This is a genomic window from Brevibacillus sp. SIMBA_040, assembly GCF_046535075.1.
Taxonomy (GTDB): domain Bacteria; phylum Bacillota; class Bacilli; order Brevibacillales; family Brevibacillaceae; genus Brevibacillus.
In genome coordinates, this window is the sequence record NZ_JAWRXI010000052.1 from 1 (window position 1) to 549 (window position 549).

At 54.5% G+C, this 549-nt stretch carries 1 pseudogene; it reads right to left on the bottom strand.

What is annotated here, in order from left to right:
• Positions 1–356 precede the first annotated feature (356 nt).
• Positions 357–549, bottom strand: a pseudogene (locus SB752_RS31895) (hypothetical protein); the annotation flags it as partial.

Here is a 549-nt window from a genome sequence, read left to right on the forward strand (position 1 = left end):
TGAACGGGGGGTTCGTGCATACAGTCCAGCTTGGAGCGAACTGCCTACCCGGAACTGAGTGTCAGGCGTGGAATGAGACAAACGCGGCCATAACAGCGGAATGACACCGGTAAACCGAAAGGCAGGAACAGGAGAGCGCACGAGGGAGCTTCCAGGGGGAAACGCCTGGTATCTTTATAGTCCTGTCGGGTTTCGCCACCTCTGACTTGAGCGTCGATTTTTGTGATGCTCGTCAGGGGGGCGGAGCCTATGGAAAAACGCCAGCAACGCGGCCTTTTTACGGTTCCTGGCCTTTTGCTGGCCTTTTGCTCACATGTTCTTTCCTGCGTTATCCCCTGATTCTGTGGATAACCGTATTACCGCCTTTGAGTGAGCTGATACCGCTCGCCGCAGCCGAACGACCGAGCGCAGCGAGTCAGTGAGCGAGGAAGCGGAATATATCCTGTATCACATATTCTGCTGACGCACCGGTGCAGCCTTTTTTCTCCTGCCACATGAAGCACTTCACTGACACCCTCATCAGTGCCAACATAGTAAGCCAGTATACAC